The organism is Myxococcus sp. CA023 (assembly GCF_010998615.1).
Lineage (GTDB): Bacteria > Myxococcota > Myxococcia > Myxococcales > Myxococcaceae > Myxococcus.
Window position 1 is genome coordinate 95,522 of sequence record NZ_JAAEAH010000016.1, and the last position, 19,783, is coordinate 115,304.

The 19,783-nt window shown below is 68.9% G+C and carries 16 protein-coding genes; 12 read left to right on the top strand and 4 right to left on the bottom strand.

From position 1 onward, the window contains the following. Positions 1-13: 13 nt before the first annotated feature. Both F8M74_RS09595 and F8M74_RS09600 read left to right on the top strand, forming a co-directional pair. Positions 14-1,654: a sigma-54-dependent Fis family transcriptional regulator gene (locus F8M74_RS09595; RefSeq protein ID WP_011552572.1), complete on the top strand. Its 1,641-nt coding sequence runs from the start codon at positions 14-16 to the stop codon at positions 1,652-1,654. 161 nt (positions 1,655-1,815) lie between these two features. Further along, entirely contained in the window at positions 1,816-2,319 is a 504-nt protein-coding gene (locus F8M74_RS09600; protein ID WP_011552571.1) for an RNA polymerase sigma factor, read from the top strand. A 15-nt stretch (positions 2,320-2,334) separates the two neighbouring features. Here F8M74_RS09600 and F8M74_RS09605 read toward each other — a convergent pair whose 3' ends face one another. Both F8M74_RS09605 and F8M74_RS09610 read right to left on the bottom strand, forming a co-directional pair. Further along, positions 2,335-2,991, bottom strand: coding sequence for a hypothetical protein (locus tag F8M74_RS09605; protein ID WP_011552570.1), 657 nt, complete (start codon positions 2,989-2,991; stop codon positions 2,335-2,337). Next, entirely contained in the window at positions 2,991-5,168 is a 2,178-nt protein-coding gene (locus F8M74_RS09610) for a S46 family peptidase (protein ID WP_141257293.1), read from the bottom strand. The genes F8M74_RS09605 and F8M74_RS09610 overlap by 1 nt, the downstream gene beginning before the upstream one ends. Positions 5,169-5,304: 136 nt before the next feature. Between F8M74_RS09610 and F8M74_RS09615 the strand changes: the two genes are divergently transcribed. The 5 genes from F8M74_RS09615 (at position 5,305) to F8M74_RS37475 (ending at position 9,235) form a co-directional block, all read left to right on the top strand. Then, on the top strand, positions 5,305-6,042 hold the full coding sequence (locus F8M74_RS09615) for a M50 family metallopeptidase (RefSeq protein WP_141257294.1): 738 nt from the start codon (positions 5,305-5,307) through the stop codon (positions 6,040-6,042). A 36-nt stretch (positions 6,043-6,078) separates the two neighbouring features. Next, positions 6,079-6,753 carry a TIGR02269 family lipoprotein gene (locus tag F8M74_RS09620; RefSeq protein WP_141257295.1) on the top strand — a complete coding sequence of 225 codons (675 nt, stop codon included), beginning with the start codon at positions 6,079-6,081 and terminating at the stop codon, positions 6,751-6,753. A gap of 12 nt (positions 6,754-6,765) precedes the next feature. After that, positions 6,766-7,485, top strand: coding sequence for a double-CXXCG motif protein (locus F8M74_RS09625; RefSeq protein WP_141257296.1), 720 nt, complete (start codon positions 6,766-6,768; stop codon positions 7,483-7,485). Positions 7,486-7,734: 249 nt separating this feature from the next. Beyond that, positions 7,735-8,667 carry a VOC family protein gene (locus F8M74_RS09630; protein WP_141257297.1) on the top strand — a complete coding sequence of 311 codons (933 nt, stop codon included), beginning with the start codon at positions 7,735-7,737 and terminating at the stop codon, positions 8,665-8,667. 397 nt (positions 8,668-9,064) lie between these two features. Further along, entirely contained in the window at positions 9,065-9,235 is a 171-nt protein-coding gene (locus F8M74_RS37475; protein WP_194857013.1) for a hypothetical protein, read from the top strand. A gap of 93 nt (positions 9,236-9,328) precedes the next feature. Here the strand turns inward: F8M74_RS37475 and F8M74_RS09640 are convergent, their stop codons facing one another. After that, positions 9,329-10,612, bottom strand: coding sequence for a hypothetical protein (locus F8M74_RS09640; RefSeq protein WP_141257299.1), 1,284 nt, complete (start codon positions 10,610-10,612; stop codon positions 9,329-9,331). 162 nt (positions 10,613-10,774) lie between these two features. Continuing rightward, a complete protein-coding gene (locus F8M74_RS09645) occupies positions 10,775-11,431 on the bottom strand; it encodes an MBL fold metallo-hydrolase (protein ID WP_141257300.1) in 657 nt (218 codons plus the stop codon). A 105-nt stretch (positions 11,432-11,536) separates the two neighbouring features. Here F8M74_RS09645 and F8M74_RS09650 point away from each other — a divergent pair, with 105 nt between their 5' ends. From F8M74_RS09650 to F8M74_RS09670, 5 genes are all read left to right on the top strand, one after another. Further along, positions 11,537-12,202 (top strand): hypothetical protein, encoded by a 666-nt coding sequence (locus tag F8M74_RS09650; RefSeq protein ID WP_141257301.1) that lies wholly within the window; start codon positions 11,537-11,539, stop codon positions 12,200-12,202. Between the two features lie 316 nt (positions 12,203-12,518). Beyond that, entirely contained in the window at positions 12,519-14,897 is a 2,379-nt protein-coding gene (locus tag F8M74_RS09655) for a DNA topoisomerase (ATP-hydrolyzing) subunit A (protein WP_171410387.1), read from the top strand. A 12-nt stretch (positions 14,898-14,909) separates the two neighbouring features. Further along, positions 14,910-16,841, top strand: a complete 1,932-nt coding sequence (locus F8M74_RS09660) for a type IIA DNA topoisomerase subunit B (RefSeq protein WP_141257303.1) — start codon at positions 14,910-14,912, stop codon at positions 16,839-16,841. Between the two features lie 99 nt (positions 16,842-16,940). Then, positions 16,941-18,407: a PEGA domain-containing protein gene (locus F8M74_RS09665; protein WP_228560561.1), complete on the top strand. Its 1,467-nt coding sequence runs from the start codon at positions 16,941-16,943 to the stop codon at positions 18,405-18,407. Between the two features lie 62 nt (positions 18,408-18,469). Continuing rightward, positions 18,470-19,672: a PEGA domain-containing protein gene (locus F8M74_RS09670; RefSeq protein ID WP_171410388.1), complete on the top strand. Its 1,203-nt coding sequence runs from the start codon at positions 18,470-18,472 to the stop codon at positions 19,670-19,672. Positions 19,673-19,783 lie beyond the last annotated feature (111 nt).

The window sequence follows — 19,783 nt, forward strand, 5'->3', positions numbered from 1 at the left end:
TGAGAGGGCTGGGATGCCGGAGCTGGTGTTCTTTCGTCGTGGCGAGGAGGTGTTGCGGGTGGGGGTGGACCGGGCACGGCTGGTGCTCGGGCGCGGCGAGCAGAGCGACGTCGCCATCCCGGACCCCGAGGTGAGCCGCCTCCAGGTCGCCCTGCTGTGGGACGGCGAGCGCTGCCGGGTGGAGGATTTGTCCGGCAAGGGCACCACCGTCGCCGGCCAGTCCATCACCCACGGCGAATTGCCAGACGGCGCGGACCTGGCGTTGGGTCAATGGCGCGCGGTGTTCCGCATCAGCGGCGGCAGCGAAGGCGCGGACGTCACCACCGAGGTGGGCCACACGACGTCCGTCCAGTCCCGCGACACGCAGGCCCCGCGCTGGCAACCCGCGCAGGTGCGGGTGAAGCAGGGCCTCAACGAGTCCGTGCACCGCTTCACGGGTGAAGGCTTCACCGCGGGCAAGGACGCCGGCTGCGACCTGGTGCTCCAGGACCGCTTCGCTTCCAGCCGGCACCTGAAGGTGACCCGGCGCGACAACACCTTCCACGTCGTGGACCTGCGCTCCACCAACGGGACGTGGATGGGCCCGGTGCGCGTCTTCGAGGCGGAAGTCCCGCTACCCACCGTGCTGCGCGTGGGTGAGACGGAGCTGGTGCTGGAGCCCGCCGCGCCCACCACGCGCAAGGAGCCCACGTCCTTCCACGGCATCATCGGCGGCGACCCGTCGGTACGGCAGCTCTCGGAGTTGATTGAGCGGGTGGCCCCGTCCTCCGCGGCGGTGACGATTCTGGGCGAGTCCGGCACCGGCAAGGAGCTGGTGGCCCGCGCCATCCACGCCTGCTCGCAGCGGGCGAACCGGCCGCTGGTGCCCGTCAACTGCGCGGCCATCTCCAAGGAGCTCATCGAGAGCGAGCTCTTCGGCCATGAGAAGGGTTCCTTCACCGGCGCCATGGGCGCGCGCAAGGGCGCCTTCGAGGAGGCCGACGGAGGCACCCTCTTCCTGGACGAGATTGGCGAGCTGCCGCTCGACTTGCAGGCCAAGCTGCTGCGCGCGCTGGAAGGCGGCGAAATCAAGCGCGTGGGCGCCAGCCGCCCGCAGACGGTGGACGTGCGCGTGGTGGCGGCCACCAACAGGGACTTGCTGGCGGCGGCGCGCGAGGGCCGCTTCCGCGAGGACCTGTACTACCGGCTCTGTGTCATCCCCCTGCACCTGCCGCCGCTGCGCAGCCGCAAGGCGGACCTGGGCTCGCTGGCCGAGCACTTCGTGCGCACCTACGCCCCGCGTGGCCAGTCCGTGCGCTTCACACCCGCGGCCCTGGAGCGGCTCCAGCACCACGCGTGGCCGGGCAACATCCGCGAGCTGCGCAACGTGGTGCACCGCGCGCTGCTGCTGCGCAAGGGGCCCCTCATCGACGCGGGGGACATCTCCTTCGACCAGGAGCTGAACCGCGAGACGGGCATCGCCGTGCCGGAGCTGCCGCCGGGGATGACGCTGGAGCAGATGCTGGAGAAGCTGGAGCGTCAAATCGTCGAGGCGGCGCTGCGGCGGTACAACAACAACCGTGAGCGCGTGGCCCGCGAGCTGGGCGTGGCCCGCTCCACCCTCTTCAAGCGGCTGAAGGACTGGGGCCTCACGAAGCAGGACGAGCAGGAGTAGAGGCCGTCTTCCAGGGAGGTGGGGGTGTCAGCGGATGGACGCCCCCGCCCCGGAAGAATGTGTCCCACGGTGCATGGCCCTGAAGGGCGATAGACCCTTCTGGCGGCTCATTCGTTCCATGTCCTGTACGTCCACCCCGGCGTGTCAGGAGAGCACCCGTCATGCACGCATGCGCGCTTCCGCCGCTGTCCGAGTTGTATACCGAGCACCGTCCTCGCGCGTTGGCCATTGCCCGACGCATCGTCGGTGATACCGCCGACGCGGAAGACGTGGTGCAGGACGTCTTCGCCCGGCTCGCCCGCCGCGCCCCCGGCTACGGCGGCCGCGCGGCGTGGAGCACCTGGCTGCACCGGGTCATGGTGAACAGCAGCATCAACTGGCTGCGGGCGCGCAAGCGCCGAGACAGGCTGAGCCACGACGTCCAGGAGCCCCTGTCCCCCGAAGCCCTCGCCGTGGGCGCGGAGATGGAGCGCCACTTCGGTGAGGCGATGGAGGACATCAACGAGCAACAGCGCCAGGTGCTCTACCTGCGCGAGGTGCGCGGCCTGAGCTACCCGGAAATCGCCCGGCTGCTGCGAATCCCCGAAGGCACGGTGAAGAGCACGCTCCACCGCGCCCGCCAGCGCACGCTCTCCCTGATGGAAGAGCGCGGCCAGCAGCCCTGAAGGCCAGGGACGGGCTCAGTCCTCGCTCTTCGAGCCGACGAACTGGTCCGCCTTCTCCTTGAAGAGAACGTTGAAGCTGGTGAGCGAGCCGTAGACGCGGGTGATGTAGCTCTGCATCTCCACCTTCTCCGCGTCCGACAGCTTCGGATGCGCGTTGAGCTTCTGCTCCAGCACCCGAAGCCTGTCGCGCACCATGACGACCTTGTGGAACAGGCTGTCGATGGGCAGGTCCTTGGGCTGAAGCTCGGTGTTGGCGGGCACCAGCCGCATCGTGCCGCCCTCCCACTTGTTGGCCAGGGGCGGCGCGTCCAGCAAGCCGGACGCCTCCCGGAAGATGTCCATCAGCTCTTCACGCGTCATGCTCAACCCTTCCAGGTCCACCACGTCGTTGGGGTCCGCGCGACGCCGCACCACCACCGGCGCCACGCTGCGCGCGGTCCGCTCGCGCGCGGGTGCAACCGCCGAGGGAGCCGCGCTTCCCCGAGGCGTGTACTTGTCGCAAATGGGTGCGGACGGGGGAAAGTTGCCCCGCCACGAGTGCAGCCGGCACGCGCCCACCCAGCCCCGGCGCTCATCCACCGACTGCGGGCTGAACAGCTTGCAATTGCCACACACGCGCTCTTCCGGCTTGAAGACCGGAAAGGGAAGCGAGCCGTCCCCCGCGTCCGACATCAGCGCGTCTCCCTCGCCACCGGCGGGCCCTTGCGCACGCCCAGTTCGCGCAGCAGCGCGTCCGCGTCCTCCACCTGGTCCAGCATCCAGAGGATGTAGCGCACGTCCACGTTGACGTTGCGTGCCACGTCCGGGTTGTAGCCGAAGTCGTTGGCCACGTTCTCCCAGACGCGGTCGAAGTTGACGCCCACCAACTGGCCCTTGCCGTTGACGGTGGGGCTGCCGGAGTTGCCGCCGGTGGTGTCCGCGTCCGACAGGAAGTTCACCGGGATGTCCTTCAGCTTCTTGTCCTGCCACGCGCCAAAGCGCTTCGCCTCGGCGACCTTGGAGACCTTCTCCGGGACGTCGAAGGGCTCCTCGCCGGTGTGCTTGGCCAGCATGCCCGACAGCGTCGTCTGCGGCGTGTAGATGGCGCCGTCCCGCGGCGCGTAGCCCTGCACCTTGGCGAAGCTGACGCGCAGCGTGCTGTTGGCGTCGGGGGCCACCGGCTTGCCCGCGTGCGCCAGCACCGCCTTGCGCCACTCCGGCCGCAGCCGCAGCGCGGCGCCCTGGCGCTTGTCCTTCACCTCGTCGAGCGCGGCCAGCTCCTTCGCCAGGTCCAGGCCGAACGCGAGCAGCGGGTCCTTGCGCGCCTCGAGCTGGCCCACCGACTCGGTGGCCATCTTCATGCGCTCGTCCAGCGTCAGCACCTTGGTGCCCGCGTACATGGCGTCAATCTTCGCCAGGACTTCCTTCTCCGAGAACGTCTTGCCGAAGTGCTTGTCCACCGCGGCGATGCGCTCCTCGGCGCCCAGCGCCTGCGCGCGGCGCACGAAGGCCAGCAGCAGCTGACGCTCGGCGGGGAGGAACAGGTTCTTCTGGTCGCGCTCCAGCCGGTCCTTGATGCGGACCTGCTCGCGCTCCATGTACTCCGGGCGGCGCTCCAGGTCCGGCTTGGCGCGCTCCGCGGCCAGCCGCGACACCGTCACCGCCAGGGCCGGGCCCCGCGCCAGGCGCGACGACGCGGCCAGGAGGAACTCACGGTCGAAGGACTTCGCGATGGCGGACTGCTCGACGAGCAGCGCGGCCCGCGCGTCCAGCGCCGGCTGCCACTTCGCGCCCGCCTTCTTCGCCCACACCGCGACGGCGGCCTCCGCCTCGCGCTGCTTCTCCACGATGCTGCCGCGCTTCAGGCCCGCGAGCTGACCGCCCGAGTTCTTGTAGACGTTGTGCAGGCCCTTGAGCTGCGAGGCGACGGCAATCTTGCCCGCGGCGTCCTTCTCCCCTTCCGCTTCGAGGATGCGGATGGCCTCGCCGAACACGTCGCGCATGCGCGGGTAGAGGCGGGACTGGCGCTCGGCCATCTCTTCCGCGAGCAGCGCGCGGTACGTCATGCCCGGGTAGCCCAGCACCATGACGAAGTCGTTGGGCTTCACGCCCTGGGTGGCCAGCGGGAAGAAGAACTCCGCCTTGTAGGGGATGTTCTTGTCGCTGTACGGCGCGGAGGTGCCATCCGGCGCGGTGTACGCGCGGAGGATGGCGAAGTCACCGGTGTGGCGCGGCCACATCCAGTTGTCCTCCTCGCCGCCGTACTCACCCACCGCGCGCGGCGGCGCGTAGACGAGCCGCACGTCGGTGAGCTCCACCGCGTCCACCAGCGTGTAGTTGACGCCGCCATCGAAGGTGGCCACCTGGCAGCGGGTGGCGGGGCGCTTCTCGCACTCGGCGACCAGCTCCTTCTGCTTCCGCTCGATGGCCTTGTAGCGCGTGATGTCGTCCGCGTCCGCGGGCACCGCGGCGAGCACCGTCTTCGTCACATCGGTGAAGCTGCGCGGGACCTGGACGCGCGAGCCCTTGCCGGGCAGTTCGTCCTCGCGCTTGGAGGCGAGGAAGCCCTGGGTGATGAGGTCGCGCTGGGGCGTACTGTGCTCCTGGATGACGCCGAAGGCACAGTGGTGGTTGGTGATGACCAGCCCCGAGGCGGCGATGAACGCGCCCGAGCACCCACCGACGTTGACCGCGCCCGCGAGCAGGCCGGTGCCACGCTTCGGATCCCAGAGCTTCTTGGGGGAGACCTGGAGGCCCTGGGCGCGTAGCCACGCCGGGTCCAGCTCCAGGACCTGCTGGGGAGTCCACTTGCCTTCCCCGGCCAGAGCGGGGGCAGCCACGAGCGACAGAAGGAGGAGCGTCTTCTTCATGGTGTCCCCTCCCTACTCCGTCCGGCGCCCGCAAGCGAATCCCTTCGCCGTGACGCTTCGCGGCCAGGAGGCCGGGCTTTTTCGTGGAAGACGAACCCGGATTAAGTGTTGGGGTGTCCCAGGAGGGGAGCAACCGATGCGGACCGCCAGCGGTGCACAGCTTGATTTCGGCCGGTTGGCCCTGCTCGCCCTCATGCTGGGGGTGGGCTGGTATTTCTGGGATTCACCCGCCCTGTGGCCCATGAAGGTGCTGGTGGTGATGATGCACGAGAGCGGGCACGCCCTGGCGACGCTGCTGGTGGGCGGCTCCGTGGACCGCATCCACCTGGCGGCCAACGAGTCGGGCTCCTGCCTGTCCCGCCTGCCTCCCGGGCTCTTCGCCAAGGTGGCCGTCTACTCCGGGGGGTACCTGGGCAGCGCGGTGGCGGGCGCGGGGCTGATGCTGGCCACCTTCCGCTTCCGGCTCCGCCGCTGGGTGCTGGGCACCGCCAGCGTATGGCTCACTGTCATGGGCCTGGTGTACGCGGGGGACAGCTTCACCTTGCTCTTCTGCCTGGGCACGGCCGTGGTGCTGGCCCTGGGCGCGAAGTTCCTGCCGGATGGAGTGGTGGACGCGCTGAACCTGTTCATCGCGGCCTTCACGGCGCTGTATGCGCTGTTCGACTTGCGCTCGGACTTGTGGAACAGCGCGGTGCGCTCGCAGAGTGACGCGGCGCTCCTGGCGGACCTCACCTACGTGCCCGCGGTGGTGTGGGCGGCGCTGTGGTCGCTGATCGCCATCGGACTGCTGGCGGTGGCGGCGTACACGTCCCTGCACGCCAGGCCCAAGGGGCTCCAGATGCCTTCCATCACGGCGCGGGCGCGGCGGGTGTAGCGCCTCCGGCTATCGACCACGCGATAGACTCCTCCGATGATGCGGACATTTCTGGTCTCTGCATTCTCGGTGCTCGCGCTGTCTTTTCTGGGGTGCTCCAACGCCGCGAGGATGCCCGCGCCCGGGGCCTGGGAGACCGCGGAGGAGATGTGCACCGCCGCGGATGATGCCCATTGCGGCTCACTCCTGTGTCATGGCGACGCGTGCGGACTCTATCGCTGCGAAGACGTGCCTGGAGCGGTGGAACTGGCGCGGTTCCCGCCTGCGCGTCCTCCCGCGGCGGCTGCGGCGCCAGGGAGCGGTCCCCGGAGGAATTGGGGAGGAGGCCAGAACCTTCCGCGGGGCGCTGTCATGGTGTTCCCCAACTGGAACGGCGCTGCCGGTTGGGTGGTGCCACCTTCACGTTGGCTCACAGCCGGGCGGTGGGAGAAGCACCACATCTTCCCCCAGGCCAGAGACCTGGCGGAGTGGTTCAGGGATAGAGGGCTCAGGATTCACGACTACACACTTCCGATTCCTCGAGACCTTCATCAGCGGATTCACAAAGGGGGAGAGAGTGGCGGAGCATGGAACCGAGCCTGGCGTGAGTTCAGACTCCGCAACGAGAACGCAAGCCCCGAGGAGATCTTCAAGCACGCGGGCGAACTCATCTACCGCTTCCAGCTCATGGGCGGGCCCATTCGCGCCTACCATTCCAAGCCAGGTACTTGAGAGATTGAGTGCATGATGCGGTTCTTCTGGATACGCGAGGAGCGGACTCCGCCCTTCAACGGCAGCTTCGACGCCACACACAAGTGGCGCCTGCCCGGCGTGAAGTGCGATGCCTGTGGAGTCACGTGGGGTGGGGCCGGTCACCAGTACCCAGGGGTGGACCTGTCTCACGTGCCCGAGCGGTCACGCTTCGTGCGCCCCTGGCCTGTTCCCGTCTCGGAGCTCGCGCAACTGCGAGAACTGGTTCGCCCCTGGGTGCCCCCTGGAGTGCCACTTCCGCCAGGCACGCATCTGGGGCCTCTTGAAGGCACAGCCTCTGGGAGATTCGGCCCGCTGACGTCACAGGGGGACATTCTGTGGGTCGTGCGACGGGATGCCCTCGAACGGCTTCAAGCCGAAGGCGTCAGGGGGCTGCTCGGCTGCAAGACGGAATTGAGGTTTCGCCAGAAGGAGCCGCCGGAGTTGCTGGAACTCCAAATCGAACCGCGTGGCCGACTCCATGCGGACTGCCATCCCTCCTACCTCACTCCACCATGCGACGCCTGCGGCCGGGTCGCACTTCGATTGCCGGACGCGCCCCTTCTCGACGCAGCATCCCTGCCCATCGACCGCGATGTCTTCCGCGTAGGGGACTACGCCACCGTCATCGTTTGCACCGAACGGTTCATGGAGACAGTGCGCCAACTCGGTCTGGAAGGAATGACCTTTCGCGAGATTCCCACACGCGGATGACGCTGGAGTCCGCCGCCGGTCAGCGGCCCTCCATCACGGCGCGGGCGCGGCGGGTGTAGCGCGCGGGGGCCGGACGGCGTCGCGCCGGGCACAGCAGCCCCTCCCACAGTCGAACGGACGCCCCCGTGGGTTGTCGCGTGAAGGCTGGCGCCGCATATCGAGGCCTCCGGCCCGTCCTGTCCCGTCCACCTCCGAGCCCGCCGGCCATCCAGCCCGCGAGCGGCTCCGGACGCGGCACGAGGAGAGACGATGAAACTTCCTGGCACGTGGCGCACGTGGCTTCGCGGTGGGCTCCTGCTGACCAGCGTGTGCGCCGTGGGCGGCACGGTCTCCACCCAGGCCGGGTGCGCATCCGCGCCTGACAGCGCGGCCCGCGAGGGCATCTCCCTGTCGCCCACACCGCTCTACGGCAAGTTCGTCTGGCACGACCTCGTCACCGACAATCCCGCCGCCGCGAAACGCTTCTATCGCGACCTGTTCGGATGGGAGTTCGTGGACATCCGAGGCGGCCTCCGCCCCTACTCCCTCATCCGCGCCCAGGGGCGCTGGATTGGCGGCATCGTCCATCCGGCGAACGCCGCCGAGAAACGCGAAGGCGCGCTGTGGCTCGGCTACCTCTCCGTGCCCGACGTGGACCGCGCAGTCACCGAAGTAAGCGCGCGCGGCGGCAAGGCGCTCGACGGCCCCATCGATGTGCGGAACATCGGCCGGGCCGCGGTGGTCGCCGACCCGCAGGGCGCGGCGGTAGGCTTCGTGCGCTCCCTGCCCGGAGACCCGGCCGACACGGGCGTGCCGGATGAGGGCCAGTTCTTGTGGATGGAGTACCTGGCCCAGGACCCCGTCGCCGCGGCGGACTTCTACAAGGAACTCCTGGGCTACGAGGTCCGCGAACGGCCACTCGGCGGCGGGCCACACTACGTCCTCGCCCAGGGGCTGCATCCCCGAGGCGGCGTGCTGGCCAACCCGGTGAAAGGCGCGCGCCCCAACTGGCTCACCTATGTCCGCGTGAAGGACCCCGCGACGCTCGCTTCACGGGCCCAGGCGCTGGGTGGCCGAGTGTTGATGGCCCCGCGCCCGGACGCACGGGGTGGCTCGCTCGCACTCATCGCCGACCCGAGCGGCGCGGTGCTCGCGCTCCAGCGCTACCCCTTCGAAACGTCCAAGTCCGCAACGGCGCCGTGATGCGCCACCCTCGAGGAGAACCCCACATGCAACTGCGTCGACACGCGTCCCCCCGCTCGCTCTCCTGGACCGTCCTGATGGCCGGTGCCCTCCTGACATCCGGGTGCACGGACCAGCCCGCGGGCGTCGGACTCGGCTTCACCACGCCTTCGCCCTGGAATGCGACGCCTCAGATGGAAATCACGACCACCTGGAACGGCGGGCCAATGTACTGGTCGCCCTGAGTGCGCCCATCCTCTCGCCGCGCGCATAGACTGCGAGGCATGACGCGCGACGAGAAATCATCGAAGAGTGTCTTCGTGCAGCGGTCGAAGGGCCGTTCTTCCCCGACTGGGAGTTCCACGCCCTGTTTGGACTCGACCGAGCGGAAGTCGCCGCCATCCTCGCGGCATGGCCCGTGTGGGACGACATCGAGGCGCAGAGTGTCGCCATCAACAACTCGCTGAACAACCTGCTCGGCTACCCGCACAAGAAATGGGCCCTGTGGCCTCAATACATTTCAGCCTCGCCCGAGGAGGTCGATGCCGTCTTCAAGCGCTGGCGTAAGGCCCATCCCAGGAAGGACTGAGCTCACAGCCGAGCGCCATCGCCCGACGGAGGGGAATGCCTCCCCGGAGGCGGGCGGCAGACCTCACCACCGCGCCTCCGAGGAGACGGCGCATCACGCCTGCGGAGCGTGCACGCCGTTGGACAGCTCGTTGCGGACGACCTCGGACACGCGCTCGCGGACCATCTCGCCCACGCGCTCACGGACGTCGGCGCTCACGCTCTCACGCACCGCGCTCGCGATGCGTTCGGGGTCGACGGCGCTACCGCTGCTGTGGTGCATCGGCATCATGGACGGACCGGCGCGCATCGCCTCACCCAGCGCGGACCGGACGGCCTCGGGGAGCTGCGAGCGAAGCGCCGAGTCCAGCTCCGAGCGCATGCTGCTCACAAGCCGCTCACGCAGGGAGTCCGCCAGCCGCGTGCGGATGGCGTCCGCCAGGCGCTCCACGTCCTGCATCCCCTGCCCCATCATCATGCCCTGCGGCATCATCCCGCCCTGCCCCATCATGCCCCGGTGACGGGCCATGGCGCCGCGCAGCATCTCGCCCATGCGCTCCCGCAGCACCTCGCGGACGCGCTCGCGAACCGCCGAGTTGATGCGCTCACGGAGTCCCTCGGACAACCGCTCCTGGAGGGCCATCGCGATGCGCTCGGCGTCGAACGCGCCGGCGGCCATGCCGCCCCACTGGCGCGTCATGACGCCGCGGAGCCCGTCGGCCAGCCGCTCGCGCAGGGCCTCGCGCACGCGCTCACGCAGGCTGTACACCAGTCCCTCGTGGAGGGCCTCGGCCAGGCGCCCGCGAATGGCGTCCGCCAGCCGCTCCGCGTCGTGGGGGCTGAAGCCGGGCATGCGCTCCGACATCACCGAGCGCAGCGTGTCCGCCAGCCGCTCGCGCAGGGCCTCGCGCACGCCGTCATGCGCGGCAGTGTTGATGCGCTCGCGAAGGGACTCCAGCAGCCGGGTGCGCACCGCCTCCGCCAGCCGCTCGGCATCCGGGGCGCCGAAGGCGTGGGAGGACATCTGCCACTGCTCAATCAGCGCCGCGCGCACGCACTCGGCCAGCCGCTCGCGGATGCCGTCACGGATGCGCTCGTGCACCACGGAGACGATGCGCTCGCGCAGCGTCTCCGACAGGCGGGAACAAAGCGCGTCCGCGATGCGCTCCGGCTCCGGCATGCCGTAGCCCTGGGGCGTCATCCCATACCCCTGCGGCATCCCGCCGCCGCGCTCGGGCATCGCGTGGCGAATGGCCTCCCCCACGCGCTCACGCACCTCGCGGCCGAGCCGTTCATCAATCGCGGAGACAATCTGCTCGCGAACGGCTTCGACGACCCGCTCCTTCAGCGACTCACCGAACATCTGCTGCGACTGGGGAGAAAACTGCTCCTGAAACATGAGAACGCTCCTGACTCGACGCCTGGACTGCGAGGAAACACGGCAGGCGAAAACCCCTCTCCTGCCGGGCGCGAATCAATAAACAGGCACGCACTCAGGGTAAACGTGTCCTCGGTGTGAGGCCCCGTTGGCAGCCAGACACCGGCGGCGCGGCACAGGCCACTACTTGCGCGGCCGCATGCGGAACGCGACGAAGGCGTCCACGTTGTCGAAGGCGAAGTACGGGTTCTTCCGCCGCACCGTCTCCATGGAGGTCACCGGTACGTCCGCGTAGTCATGGCCCGGAAACAGCTTCGCGCTATCGGGCACCTTCGCCAGCACCTGCGACAGGGAGCGGTACATCGCCTCCGGATTGCCCCCGCTCATGTCACACCGGCCGCAGCCGTTGATGAACACGGTGTCCCCGGACACGAGCGCGTCACCGGCCAGCAGGCAATGCGAGCCCGGCGTGTGCCCGGGCGTGTGCAGTGCCTGGAACGTCTCAGACCCGACGCGCACGTCATCCCCCGGCCCCAGGGGCCGCAGCGCGCCGCCCAGCTCGCGCAGCTCCGGGGAGAACTGGACCTCTTCACGCTGCGCGAACACCGGCACGTCCCACTTCGACAGCAGGTCCGGCAGCCCGTTGATGTGGTCGAAGTGGCAGTGCGAGACGAACGCGCCCACCACGCGCTTGCCGTCCTGCTTCACCGCTTGCTCGATGGCCTCCACGTCCCACGCGGGGTCCACCACCACCACTTCGTCCGAGTGCCGGGGGCCCACCAGGTAGACGAAGTTGTCCATGGGCCCGAGCTTGAGCTGCCGCACGTACGGTTCACGCATCGCGAAATCCTCCTCGTGGGAAGCCTCACTCTAACGCCCGGGACTTGATGCGGTGGGCCCCTTCCCTCTTGAATAGGCCCTTTTTGCCCCTGGGGAGGTCTCCACGTGAAGCGCCCACTGCTCCTTTGCACCCTGCTCGCCGGCACCGCCTTCGCCGCCAAGGAGCGCGCCACCTTCCGCTATGCCGCGCCTCCGGATGGGGAGCGCCCCGTCATCGTCAACGCCGTCATTGGCCCCCAAGGCAGTGACTTCGCCATGCGCCTGCGCTTCGACAAGGTGCCGTGGGGCGACGAGTGCAAGAGCCGCTGCGCCAACGCCACGCTGCTGCTCGACACCGACAACAGCAAGCAGACGGGCCTGCGCCTGGCGACGAAGAACGCGCCCGGCAACGGCGCCGACGTCGCCGTCGTCATCCAGGGCGTGCGCGACTACGCGAAGCAGGAAGGCGCCCCGCCCGTGAGCTGGCTGAGGGTGAAGGTCCGCCTGCTCGGCAGCGAAGCCTCCTCCCTGGATGACGGCGAGTTGCTGGCCGAGTTCAACCACCGCCAGGACCCCGAGCGGCTCCACGTGGACGGAGAAACCATCTACCTGCTGGTGGATGCCACCAGCGCCGCCCTGCCCTCCGCTCGCAAGGCCCGCGTCGTCTACCAGCCGCCCGGCGCCAAGCCGCTCCAGGCCACCATTCCTGGGATGATTGGCAGCGGGAGCGGCAAGGGCGTGCGCATCTTCAAGGATGGTTCGTGGGGGAAGGCCCGCGACGCGACGCCCTAGGGCGTCCGCCTGCCGCCAGGGGGACGAGCCGTCCTGTCCTACCCGCACCCACCGTCCCGCCTCATGCCCCAGCCAGGAGGCACCCGACCTCGGAATTCCGCGGGGTTGGAGTGGGGTTCTGCTGGCAAATAGGACTGGACAGACGTATAGGTAGGCACTGTTGGAGAGTGCGCAACCCCCCGAATTCGTTCCCAATGTCAGGGTGGCATGGTAGTCCCGGCGCCCTGTTACATACCTCTGTCCCCCAACGTGAGGAGTGCGCGGGTCGCGCGCCGCGTTCGGGGTGCGGGGCGTTCTCACCTGTGGATTGACGACCATGCTCGCAGAAGCCGAATCGAAATCGCGAAAGAAGCAGGGGGCCGGGGGAGGCGGCGGTGGCGGAAGTGGCGGCGGCGCGGGTGGTAACGGCGACGGGTCCGTGCCGGCTTCGCTCGCGGACGAGGCGCGCCGCCGGTACATCAACTACGCCCTGTCGGTCATCACCTCGCGCGCCCTGCCGGACGTGCGTGACGGCCTCAAGCCGGTGCAGCGCCGCATCCTGTTCGGCATGTTCCACGACCACCGGCTGACGCACGAAGCCAAGTACCAGAAGTCCGCCAAGGTGGTCGGCAGTGTCATGGGTCAGTACCACCCGCACGGTGACGCCTCCATCTACGAGGCGCTGGTGCGCATGGCGCAGGACTTCTCGTTGCGCTACCCGCTGGTGGACGGCCACGGCAACTTCGGCTCGCTCGACGGCGACGGCGCGGCGGCCATGCGCTACACCGAGTGCCGTCTGGCGATGCTGTCCAGCGAGCTCCTGACGGAGCTGGGCAAGAAGACGGTGGCCTTCCGGCCGACCTACGACGGCACGCTGCAGGAGCCGGTGGTCATCCCCGCGCGGGTGCCGCAGCTGCTGATGAACGGCACCACGGGCATCGCCGTGGGCATGGCCACCAACATCCCGCCGCACCACCTGGGCGAGCTGGTGGACGCGCTGGTGGCGCTCATCGAGAACCCGCAGCTCCTGACGAAGGACCTGCTCAAGTGGGTGAAGGGTCCGGACTTCCCCACCGGCGGGCAGATCCTCAACGACAAGAAGGAACTGCGCGACATCTACGAGTCGGGCCAGGGGAGCATCCGCATCCGCGGTGAGTACAAGCTGGAGGACCTCAAGCGAGGCGGCCAGCAAATCGTCATCACCTCCATCCCCTACACGGTGAACAAGTCCACGCTGGTGGCCAAGTTCGGCGACCTGGTGCGCGAGCGGAAGCTGCCGCTCATCACCGACGTGCGCGACGAATCCACCAAGGACGTGCGCATCGTCCTGGAGCTGAAGAAGGACGCCAACCCCGAGCTGGTGATGGCGTACCTGTACAAGCAGACGCCGCTGCAGACGAACTTCGGCGTCAACCTCACCTGCCTGGTGCCCATCAAGGACAAGCCAGAGCTGAGCACGCCCGAGCGGCTCAATCTCAAGGACATCCTCTGGTACTTCCTCACCTTCCGCTTCGACGTGGTGACGAAGCGCTTCGAGCACGAGCTGGGCGAGCTGCTGCGGCGCGTCCACATCCTGGAGGGTTTCGAGAAGGTCTACGACGCGCTCGACGAGATGATCAAAATCATCCGCGCGTCGGAAGGAAAGCAGGACGCGGCCCGGAAGCTCATCGCCCGCTTCAAGCTGGATGAAGCCCAGGTGGACGCCATCCTGGAGATGAAGCTCTACAAGCTGGCCCGCCTGGAGATTCTCGTCGTGGAGAAGGAGCTCAAGGAGAAGCGCGCCGAAATCAAGCGCATCCAGGGCATCCTCAAGGACAAGAACAAGGTGTGGGGCACCGTCCGGGACGAACTGGGCGAGATGAAGGCCCGCTACAACGACAAGCGTCGCACGCGCATTGGCGGCGCGGGCTCCGAGGAGATGGAGTTCAGCGCCGAGGCGTTCATCGCGGACGAGGACGCGCACGTGGTCATCACCCGCGACGGCTGGGTCAAGCGCGTGCGCGAGGTGAAGGACCCGTCCACCACGCGCCTGCGTGAAGGCGACGCGGTGATGGCGGTGCTGGCCGGCAGCCTGAAGGCGAACCTGGTGCTGTTCAGCAACTTCGGCACCGCGTACGTCACCCGCTTCAACGACGTGCCCGCCTCCACGGGCTACGGCGAGCCGGTGCAGAAGTTCTTCAAGTTCGACGACGGCGAGCGCGTGGTGTCCGCCCTGTCGCTGGACGCGCGGCTGCCGCGCCCGCAGAAGCTGGTGGGCGTGACGAAGCAGGGCATGGGCATGCGCTTCCTGCTGGAGCCGCACCTGGAGGTCTCCACGCGCGCGGGCCGCCGCTACGCCAAGACGGGCGAAGGCGACGAAATCATCGGCGTGCAGCCGGTGACGGACAAAGACCTGCTGGCGGTGCTGACGGAGAAGACCAGCGCCCTGGTGTGCAAGGTGGCGGAGGTCAACGAGCTGGCCGGCCCGGGCAAGGGCGTCACCGTCATCAAGGTGGACGGCGGCGACCGCGTCGTGGACTTCCTCGCCGTGTCGCCCGCGCAGAAGGACGCGAAGCTGGAGTTCGAAACGCAGAAGGGCCGCAAGCTGCACCTGTCCCCGGCGAAGTACGAGGTGACGGGCCGCGGCGGCAAGGGCCACGAGATGTCGAAGCGCGACGCCGTGAAGGAGGTGGCGCGTGCCGTCACCTTCATCCCGTTGCCCGAGAAGAAGGACTAGGCAGAGGACGCCATGGCGACGAAGAAGGAAACCTACACAGGCGCGGACATCCAGGTCCTGGAAGGCCTGGAGCCGGTGCGCAAGCGCCCGGCCATGTACATCGGCGGCACCGACAGCACGGGGTATCACCACCTGCTGTGGGAGATCCTCGACAACTCGGTGGACGAGGTCATCAACGGCTTCGCCACCACGGTGGAGGTGACGCTCCACAAAGACAGCCGCAGCATCACGGTGGTGGACAACGGGCGAGGCATCCCCGTGGACATCATGCCCAAGCACAAGAAGCCGGCCGTGGAGGTCATCCTCACGACGCTTCACGCGGGCGGCAAATTCGAGCAGGGCAACTACATCCACTCCGGCGGTCTGCACGGCGTGGGCAGCTCGGTGGTGAACGCGCTGGCGCGCAAGCTCGTCGTGGAGATCAAGCGCGACGGCAAGAAGCACGTCCAGACGTACGCGCGGGGCAGGGCCACCAGCACGCTGAAGGTGGAGGGCGCGACGCGAGGCACCGGCACGGCCGTCACCTTCGAGCCGGACCCGGAGATCTTCGGCGAGAAGCTGAAGTTCGACGCGGAGCTGGTGCGCGAGCGGCTGGAGGCCAAGAGCTATCTGCACAAGGGCATGACGGTCGTCTGGAAGGACGAGACGTCCAGCCCCCACACGTCGGTGACGTACAAACACGACGGTGGCATCGCGGAGTACCTCACCAAGGTGGTGACCGAGCGGCAGAAGCCGCTGGTGCCCATGGGCAGCGCGGCCTTCTACCACTCGCGCGACAACGGCGTGCGGCTGGAGGCCTCGCTGGCGTGGACGGAGGCCACGGACGAGCACATCCGCTCGTACGTCAACGGCATCCCCACCCCGCTGGGTGGCACGCACGAGGCGGGCCTGCGCAGCGCCGTGGTGAAGGCGGTGCGCAACTACATCGAGACGCACGGCATCGCGCCCAAGGGCGTGACGCTCACCGCGGAGGACATCCGCGAGGGCATCACCGCCATCTTGTCCACCTACGTGGTGGAGCCGCAGTTCCAGGGCCAGACGAAGGGGCGGCTCAACAACCCCGAAGTGTCCGGCCAGGTGGACGGCGTGCTGCGTCCGGCGCTGGAGAAGTGGCTCAACGACAACAAGTCCATCGCCGAGTCGGTGGTGGCCCGCATCGTCCTGGCCGCCCGCGCGCGCGAGGCCAGCCGGGCCGCGTCGCAGGCGGTGAGCCGCAAGACGGCGGTCAGCCACCGGCTCAATCTGCCGGGCAAGCTGGCGGACTGCTCGTCCACGGACCCGGGGCTGAGCGAGCTGTTCATCGTGGAGGGTGACTCCGCAGGCGGCTCCGCCAAGCAGGGTCGTGACAGGCGCACCCAGGCCATCCTCCCGCTGCGCGGCAAGGTGCTCAACGCGGAGCAGGCGTCCACCGACAAGGTGACGACGAACAAGGAGCTCCAGGACATCGTGTCCGCGCTGGGCTGCGGCATCGGCTCCGACTTCGACATCAGCAAGCTGCGCTACGGCCGCGTCTTCCTGCTGATGGACGCGGACAGCGACGGGCACCACATCGCCACGCTGCTGCTCACCTTCTTCTACCGGCACCTGCGCCCGCTCATCGAGAGCGGCGCCATCCACATCGCCCAGCCGCCACTGTACCGCGTGGACATCGGCAAGGAGACGTACTGGGCGCTGGACGAGCCGGACCGCGACCGCATCATCAAGGAGAAGACGAAGGGCAACGCCAAGCCCAACATCATGCGCTTCAAGGGTCTGGGTGAGATGACGCCCGACGAGCTGAAGGAGACGACGCTCGACCCCAAGCACCGGATGAGCCTGCGCGTCACCATCGACAAGCCGCTGGAGACGGACCGGCTCATCAACGACTTGATGGGCAAGGACGTCAGCGCCCGCTTCAGGTTCATCATGGAGCGCGCCAGCGAGGTCCAGGACCTGGACGTCTAGTCAGAACGGAATCACCGTCGCGGGTCCCTCCCAACCCGGAGGGGCCCGCACGCAGCAGGGCTTTTGAGACGGAGCCCCGGCTCGGCTAGCATCCGCGCCGTGACTACGTTCCGCCGAACCTCCCTGCTCCTCGCGTTCATGCTGGCCACCTCTCCCGCCTATGGGCAGTCCACGCGGAAGAAGAAGTCCAGCAAGAAGCCCCCCGCCACCACTCAGCCGGTGAAGACGACCAAGGAGCCCCCGGCGGACGACGCGGATGGCGATGAATCCGTCGAGCCCCGGGCTTTCGGCTCTCCGAACGAGGACGAGGAGACGGCCGTCATGCCGCTGGTGTCGCCGGACGCTCCGGCCGTGGCCAAGCCCGCGGCGACGCCAGGTGCCTCGAGTGAGCCGGCGGTGGCCAGCGCGGCGGTGACGGCCTCCGGGCCGGTGGCGCTCTTCGCGGTGGCTCGGACGTCCGCGGCGGAGGATGCAGCGGTGAAGCTGGAGGACGAGCTGCTGAGCCGGCTCAAGGCGAGCGGCGTGGCGCTGGTGGACCTGGGCGCGGCCTTCCCGCCGTCCCCTCCGGCCTCGCTGACGCGCGCGGACACGCTCTTCGAGCAGGGTCGCACCGACTACGACAACCTGGACCCCGAGTCCGCCGAGGCGAAGTTCCTGGCGGCGGCGGAGGCCTATACGAAGCACCCGGCGGAGCTGAGCCCGGAGCGGCTGGCCAAGGCCTACCTGTTCCTGGGCGCCTCGCGGATGCTCAACGGCGACTCCACCGGAGCCCTGGACGCGTTCAAGCGCGCGGTGGTGGCGGAGCCGTCCACCTCCCCCGACGCCGCCCTCTTCGGGCAGGACGTGCTGAAGACCTTCGACCAGGCCCGCGCCGACGTGAAGGCGCGCCCGGCCGGCACGCTGGTGGTGGAGTCGAAGCCGGCGGGCGCCAGCGTCCTCGTGCGGGGTCAGGAGCTGGGCGTCACGCCGCTCAAGGGCGTGGAGGTGCCCGCGGGCCAGCACCCGGTGGTGGTGTCCCTGCCCGGCTACTCGGCCTTCTCCCAGTACACAGAGGTGGCGTCCGCCAAGAGCACCGAGGTGAAGGCGACGCTGGAGCCCACCCCGGGCCTGTCCGCCGTGCGTGACGCGGCGGTCCACGCCAGCTCCGAACAGGCCTTCGGGCGGGACACGCCGCCGCCCGAGGCACGCGCCATTGGGGAGCGGCTCAACGCCCGCTACGTGGTGCTGGCGGCGGTTTCTCGCGGGGACAAGGGCCACCTCCAGGCCGAGCTCCAGGCGTGGGACCTGCGCTCCAACGCGCGGCTGCGCGGCGTGGAGATTGCCCTGGCGCCGGGCGCGAAGAAGAACGGCCCGGACGCGGCGGCGGACCAGGTGCGCGCCTTCGTCAACGGCGTCGCGGCGCCCCGCGTGGCGGAGAGCAATTCGTTCTCCACCCTCATCAAGCGCCCGTGGTTCTGGGCGGTGGTCGGCGGCGCGGCGGCGGTGACGGCCGGGGCCGTCTACGTGGCGACGTCTCAGGACAAGGGCCGCCCGTTCAACCCCGTTTCTGGTGGAATCGGGTTCTGAGGCAGAGCCGCGTGTTGAATGCCCGGACCGCCACCCGCGTCGACTGTTTCAAAGGTCACCCCATGAAAGCCGCCCTCGCCCTCCTCCTCCTCCCCGCGCTGACCCTCGCGGCCCCGCCCCAGGCACGCCGCGTCAGCACCCTCCTGGTGCCCATGGACCCGGCCTCCGAGGCGTCCAGCGTGCAGATGGAGGGTTACATGAACGACGCCCTCTCCAACTTCGCCGGCATGACGGTCCGCAAGTCGGAGGAGCTGTTCGGCATGCCGGAGGACCCGGAGGCCAAGGCCTCGCTGGAGCGCGGGCGCAAGGGGTACTCGGAGAGCCTCTCCGCCTTCGACAAGAAGGAATACGAGGAGGCGGAGCGCAAGGTGCGCGCCACCCTGAAGGAGCTTCAGGGGGCCGCGGGCGCCATGCGCGGGTGCTCGCCGCTGTGTGACGCGCTGGCGCTGTACGCCGCCGTGCTGCACCTGCGCGGCGAGGTGGAGGAGGCGAAGCTGGCGCTCATCGACCTCATCGCGCTGTCCCCCACCCATGAGCTGTCCCCCAAGCGCTTCACGCGCGAGTTCCTCGCCCTGCGCGTGCAGGTGGCCACCAGCCGCACGTCCCAGTTGCGCGGCACCGCCACGGTGAACTCGCGGCCCGCGGGCGCGCGCGTGTACGTGGACGGCGAAGTCGTGGGCTACACGCCCGTGACGCTGCCCGCGCTGCCCATTGGCAAGCACCTGCTGCGCGTGGAGCGCCCGGGCTTCCGGCAGTACGGGCAGCTCATGGAGGTGGCCACCGACGACGCCGAATTCACCGCCAAGCTGGTGCCTACCTCTGCGTACAAGGCCTTCGACGCGCAGTTGGACCGGGTGGCGGGCGAGGTGAATCGCGCCGGTGAGAAGGCGTCTGGCGTGGCGGCCATGGCGCAGTCGTTGGGGCTGGACCGGGTCATGGTGGGCACCCTTCGCGCCAATGGCGAGGGCACCGACCTGACGCTGGGCTACTACGACGCGCGCACCGGGCAGAGGCTGGCGGGGCGGCGCATGGCTGTCCAGGGCGACGAGTTCGGCCAGCTGAAACAGGAGATGGAGCGGGTGGTGAACCACCTGGTGAACAGCATCGGCGAGAAGGTGACCAAGAGCCGGGACCCGCTGGACAACCGCGGTGGCATGGAAGACTGGTCGTCGGAGGACCGGGGCGGCCGTGGCAAGGCGCAGGACAAGAAGAGCAAGCCCAGCGACGACCCGCTCGACGGTGTGTCCGGAACCGAGGACTGGTAACGCGGAGCGCTTGTCCCGGGACGGCTGATGCCTAGAGTCCCGGGGCGTATGCGCCTGCTCGCCCTCCTGCTCCTCCCCAGCCTCGCGCTCGCCCAGACGAGTGTCATCAGC

Coding starts and splice junctions, on each gene's coding strand:
- F8M74_RS09600 (WP_011552571.1), top strand. CDS start 1,816: ATGCACGCATGCGCGCTTCCGCCGCTGTCCGAGTTGTATACCGAGCAC.
- F8M74_RS09595 (WP_011552572.1), top strand. CDS start 14: ATGCCGGAGCTGGTGTTCTTTCGTCGTGGCGAGGAGGTGTTGCGGGTG.
- F8M74_RS09610 (WP_141257293.1), bottom strand. CDS start 5,168: ATGAAGAAGACGCTCCTCCTTCTGTCGCTCGTGGCTGCCCCCGCTCTG.
- F8M74_RS09620 (WP_141257295.1), top strand. CDS start 6,079: ATGATGCGGACATTTCTGGTCTCTGCATTCTCGGTGCTCGCGCTGTCT.
- F8M74_RS09615 (WP_141257294.1), top strand. CDS start 5,305: ATGCGGACCGCCAGCGGTGCACAGCTTGATTTCGGCCGGTTGGCCCTG.
- F8M74_RS09670 (WP_171410388.1), top strand. CDS start 18,470: ATGAAAGCCGCCCTCGCCCTCCTCCTCCTCCCCGCGCTGACCCTCGCG.
- F8M74_RS09655 (WP_171410387.1), top strand. CDS start 12,519: ATGCTCGCAGAAGCCGAATCGAAATCGCGAAAGAAGCAGGGGGCCGGG.
- F8M74_RS09660 (WP_141257303.1), top strand. CDS start 14,910: ATGGCGACGAAGAAGGAAACCTACACAGGCGCGGACATCCAGGTCCTG.
- F8M74_RS09605 (WP_011552570.1), bottom strand. CDS start 2,991: ATGTCGGACGCGGGGGACGGCTCGCTTCCCTTTCCGGTCTTCAAGCCG.
- F8M74_RS09630 (WP_141257297.1), top strand. CDS start 7,735: ATGAAACTTCCTGGCACGTGGCGCACGTGGCTTCGCGGTGGGCTCCTG.
- F8M74_RS09640 (WP_141257299.1), bottom strand. CDS start 10,612: ATGTTTCAGGAGCAGTTTTCTCCCCAGTCGCAGCAGATGTTCGGTGAG.
- F8M74_RS09645 (WP_141257300.1), bottom strand. CDS start 11,431: ATGCGTGAACCGTACGTGCGGCAGCTCAAGCTCGGGCCCATGGACAAC.
- F8M74_RS09625 (WP_141257296.1), top strand. CDS start 6,766: ATGATGCGGTTCTTCTGGATACGCGAGGAGCGGACTCCGCCCTTCAAC.